This window comes from Desulfacinum hydrothermale DSM 13146 (assembly GCF_900176285.1).
Lineage (GTDB): Bacteria > Desulfobacterota > Syntrophobacteria > Syntrophobacterales > DSM-9756 > Desulfacinum > Desulfacinum hydrothermale.
In genome coordinates this window covers 1-5,154 of record NZ_FWXF01000039.1, presented here as the reverse complement: position 1 = coordinate 5,154, position 5,154 = coordinate 1, and the positions used below count along the sequence as shown (strand labels likewise).

The following is a 5,154-nucleotide window of genomic DNA, read 5'->3' as shown; positions in this document are numbered from 1 at the left end:
CATCTGGTTTTTCTTTTCGAGCGATTGTCCCTATTGTCGCATGCAGTACGATCCAGTTAAGCACCTGGCAGAAGACTACGGGATGATTGTCTATAACGTATCGCTGGACGGAAAACCTCTGCCGGGGATGGAACATTATGTTGTCGACCAGGGGCAGTCGAGGGCGCTGGAACTCAAGGTAGTCCCTGCTGTAGCCCTCGCCATTCCTCCGGATACAGTTGTTGTCATCAGCCAGGGGCTTCTGTCTGAGTCAGCTATGGACAACAGAATCTTGTTGGTTGCCGAACAGCATAATCTGATCTCCGAAAAATACCGTCGCCTGATTAACGTGAATGACCGGGGTGTTCTGCCTCCCGATGTCTTGAGGAATGTGCCCGAGGAGGACATGGATGATCCCGCCCGGATGGTAAAATACATACGAAATGAGCTGATAAAACAGTATTGGTAGGAGGTATGACCGTGTTTCGTGTGTTGCATATCATTGTTTGTCTGTCGGTTGTCCTGACTGCATCATTTTCCTTTCCTGTTCGGGCCGGAAGTTTGGAAGATGCGCTTAATTCCATGTTTAGCACGGCAGCGGGAGAACCGCAGGTATATGAAAGTCAGCGTCGGGGTGGTCTAGTGGGTGGATACTTTAGTGCCAAGGCACCCGTGAAAAGTATAAACGTGATAAATTTTGCCGCACCGCGTATTGATGCCGGATGTGGCGGGATTGACATGTTCTTTGGATCGTTTTCCTTCTTGAATGCCCAAGAATTACAGCAGTTGATTCGAGCTATTGGTGCCAATGCCGTTGGTTACGCCTTCAAATCAGCGATTCAGGCAATGTGCGGGCACTGTGCGGCTGTACTAAACGATTTGGAAGCCAAAATCAATGCACTAAATCGAAATCTTAAAAATACGTGTTCATTAGCACACATGGTGGTAGATACATTTAATCCGATAAGTACGAAAAACAAGGCAGATGAAACCGGAAACTTAATCAAGGCATCCAAAAATACAGTGTCTGATGTGTTTGAGTCGATTATGGGCCTTTTTAGCAATCCGCAGTCCAGCATTGAGGATTCGCCCGAGGCAAACCCGAATGCAGGAAACCTGATCTGGAAGGCACTGTGGGAAACGGGAGCAGCTGGTATTATTGGTGATCCCAGATCGGCTTATAGTCCCCGCAATAGTGCCGCGCTGCAAATGGCGCAGTATTTGATGAGCATGACAGGTACCGTGATTGTGCCGGTTACTCCGGACCCGAACACAACGGATTGTAGTGGATCGGAACGGTGCAGTGTGCGCGCAGTACCGTTTGGACCAATTTTAAGTTTTCGTGCATTGGTAGATGGTAGTGACGAGTATCCAAATGCCACATACTATCGTTGTGACAATACTGACGGTCCCATGTCGTGCCAGCATATAACGGAAGCTGCTTTCACCTTTGAGGGTATTAAGCAGTGGGTGGATACGGAATTAGATGCCATCATCTCTGCTACTAGCAATGGAGTTGAACTGACAGGCCAGCAACAATATCTTATTAGTATTATCCCGCTTCCGATATTGCGTTATTTGATGGATGTGCAGTCGGATGCTGCAATGATGAGTTATGTGAAGCAGTTTGCACTGGATATGATAGTGGATTCTGTTGCCGTGAATTTGGGGCATGCGATTATAATGGCTGCGCAGAATGCGTTTAACGGTGTGGACGATGTCTCCATTCCTCAAAGTTATTATGTGAATTTAGACAGTTTGCGGAAAGAAGTATCTAAATACGAACGCTCCATGCAGGACAGGTTAAAAATCAACAACGAACTTGAAGCAATGGTGAGAAATCTGCGGGCAAACCAGATTACTCCTATTCGATAAAAATCCTTGTTGCGTGTGGGGAGGAAGATTATGGGGCCTACGATATATGTCACTACTGACGGTGAACTGGTATTCGAAGCGTTGAAGGCGGTATCTTCTGTTTTTAGCAGCAGCTCCCATATATGGTCGGGGGCTGGGTTGGCTGGTGTCGGTTTTGCGGTGGGAATGGGGCTGTTGCTTACCTTTGCCATTCAGGTTTTGAGCGGTTTTCTGGAAAACCGGATGATGCGGTTTGAGCCGCTCATTCTGGGATTTTTGATTTACGCAGCAATGTTTGTGCCCAAAACGTCGGTAAACGTAGAAGATATTAGCACTGGAACGGTCTATGTAGTAAATGATGTGCCTATCGGAATAGCTTACTCTGGTGCGTTTGTAAGTGGCATTACCCGTAGGATTACGGAAGAAATAGAAAACGGATTTGTGTCCGCTGGATTGCTTCAAGAACACAGTGTCTCTTCTGGAGGGTACTTGCAACCACATCTTGTTTTCCTGGCCATCAGGAATGCGTACGAAAAAGGATTTGAAACACAGAAAATGTTTTATCAGAATTTGGCTTATTTTATGCGTAATTGTGTGCATGGCAGAAAAACATTCAATGCCAAATATCTTAATGAAATATCCAATCCCGCCGATTATCTGTTTAATTCTGGGAATTTTAATGTTGGATTGAGTTTCGAAGTTGTTGATATGGGAAATGGTCTATCAACCATAGGGGTTAGTTGTGGGGATCAAGCTAGTTATTTGTCACAAAAAATGCAAGATTTTTTCTACTTGCCTGTATATAATGGCAAAAGCGCATTTGAGAATATGCTTCATAGCGACTTTAATAACAGTAATGGAAATGTTCTGCAAGTAATGGCAGATGGTGGTTGGGACTGGAGTGATGTTCAGAATGCCATACATGCCCTGCTCGGCTCAACCCTTATGGATAGTTATGACTTTATGAATAAACTGTTCATTGGAAAATATGCCTCCATTGCTGCTACGTGTGGTGCCATATCGGGATTGAATGACTACAAAGACTGTATACAGAAAACCGTTACCGAAACACAAATGGAAGAACAAATACGATCTGAAACTACAGGTCAGGCGGCAGGATTTCTCAAGTTTATGCAGCCAACAATGGCAGCTTTTCAGTTTCTTTTCTTTGCATTATCACCCTTGGTTGCAATTGTGGTGGCAATGGCTGGGGCGCAGTCTATCAGACTTCTCACTAATTATTTTATATTCGGTGTTTGGACGCAATCATGGACAGCTGTGGCAGCAATCCTGAATTTCATGATCATTACACAGACGAAAAACGTACTCGCAGGTAGGTTTGCGGGTATGAACGCATTGAGCATGGAAAATCTGGTATCTGTGTTCGACACCGTTCAAAATAAGTTGGCGGTAGGCAATACTCTTTTGGCAGCCACTCCCGTGATTACCCTTGCAGTACTTACCGGATCTACCTATGCGCTAACTCAGATTGCGGGACGTTTTGGAGCCATTGGCGGCGACAAGACAGACGAAAAGCTGCTGTCCCCCTCGTATGCGGCCACCCAGGCACAGGTGACGGCCACCGGAAAAACGCAGGATATAGCATCGGTGGCTCCGGATATTGGAGGCGTGGCCATTCCGAGATCTCCGATACTACAGCAAATGGCACCTTTCATTAGTGCCAGCAGCGTTATGAATCGTGCATCCGGTGTAGCGCAGACGTTAGCGCAGGAAAGCCAGCAACAGGCTTCCCGTGCCATAAATACTGCAATGGAGAGGGTCTCTTCGCTGGTTCAGAGTGTCGGTAAGGGTAGTTCTGTCGGGTCGGAACACAGTAGTTCGCTTGCAAGCGCCATGCACGCTGTCGACAGTTATCTAAGGAACATCGGCACACAGTTCACCCTAACGAACGCTGACAAGGCGCAGCTGGCTACATTGCTGGCCATGCGGAGCAGTCTTGGATTGGGTCTAAATGCGCTGGCATCAATTGGTGCGGGGATGGAGTGGTCTGCTTCGGGAAGAAAGGCGATGGAGAAGGCATTACAATATGCCTTCAGCATGAGTGGCAAGTCACAGTTTTCCGAAGCAGATGAGAAAAAATGGAATGATATTCAAAAAATACAACAAAGCATGAAAAATTTCTGGAATGAATCTGCCGAGAGATCAAAAGCATACAAAAGTGCGGAACAGGCCGCACTCAGATATTCCAAGCTACAAAAAATTGCCGACACTGCATCCGATACTGCCAGTCTGGTATCTGGCATAACACAGGGACAGAAAATTAACTTGTATGACATGGCGTCGCAGATGTTCGGTCGTTATGGTGAAGGAAAAACTGGTGAGATGATTTCCAGTTTGCAGACTTTTGCCCAATCTGCCGGTGCGGATGTGGGACAACGGTATATGCAGCGAACTCAGGAATTATCAGATTATTACGGAAAGCTGGGATATGATCCTCGTTCCGCATCGTATATGGCACACGTGCAGGCACTCGGAGAGCTGCCGGGTATGGCGAGCGGTGAGCACAAGGCTGAGGCAGTCGAGGCTGTGGGTAAGGGGTTGAGGCTGCTGTTTCGTGTGGGTACCGAAGGTACTGCAGGAATGGCGGAAATGTTGAGACACAGTGATAGTGTGGAAGGCAGCGTACAACGGGGAGTAAGCTGGGGAGAACAACTTGGAAACCGAGTTGATTCTAATCTGGCATCGGGGAGCAACGCGATAAACAGCGGTTGGGGACATCTGGCGAACGATTACACTAACCAGCTTCAGGGGTTTGCAGGTACACAGGAGGCAATGAAGCGAGAGTATGGTCGTGGAGCCGCAGAGATTGAAGAACAAAACTACAATTCTCAACATGCACAAGAAGCCAGAAAAGAAATCCCGACGTTATTGGGATTTCCAACCGGATCTGGCAGTCAGGGGCAAAATGTAACTTCGGGAACTACTGCAGGTCCCGGTTTTGGTCCCAAGGCTGTGGGCAACGCATTCTTAAACGGGCCGGCGTATGTGCCGCAAAAGTCGCACAGTTGGTTACCTGAGAAGGAAAAACCGGTATCGTTGGATGCGGTGAATAATCCGGCAGTAGACATGTTGGTGCCTCACAGCAATACAGTACTCCTTTCCGATCCTTCCTCTTTGCAATCCGGTACTTCTGCATCACAGATGGGAGGACCTGCGGAGGGTGGCTCCGGAAGTTCCGGAGTTAGTACGCCTGCCGGCAGGATCGTGGGATCTGGCGTACCTGGTGGAGTGTCCGGACAGACGGACAGTGGTCAGATTGGCGTTTCGACGCCAGAATCGGCAGGTGGCCAACCTGTGGCT

At 47.7% G+C, this 5,154-nt stretch carries 3 protein-coding genes; all 3 read left to right on the top strand.

Annotated features, from left to right (window positions below):
• Window positions 1-448, top strand: a 448-nt coding sequence (gene traF / locus B9A12_RS16300; protein WP_170920691.1) for a conjugal transfer protein TraF, incomplete at its 5' end; no start/stop codon positions are given.
• Window positions 449-459: 11 nt separating this feature from the next.
• Window positions 460-1,854 (top strand): conjugal transfer protein TraH, encoded by a 1,395-nt coding sequence (locus tag B9A12_RS16295; RefSeq protein WP_170920690.1) that lies wholly within the window; start codon window positions 460-462, stop codon window positions 1,852-1,854.
• A gap of 30 nt (window positions 1,855-1,884) precedes the next feature.
• Window positions 1,885-5,154, top strand: a 3,270-nt coding sequence (locus B9A12_RS16290; protein ID WP_139796699.1) for a conjugal transfer protein TraG N-terminal domain-containing protein, incomplete at its 3' end; no start/stop codon positions are given.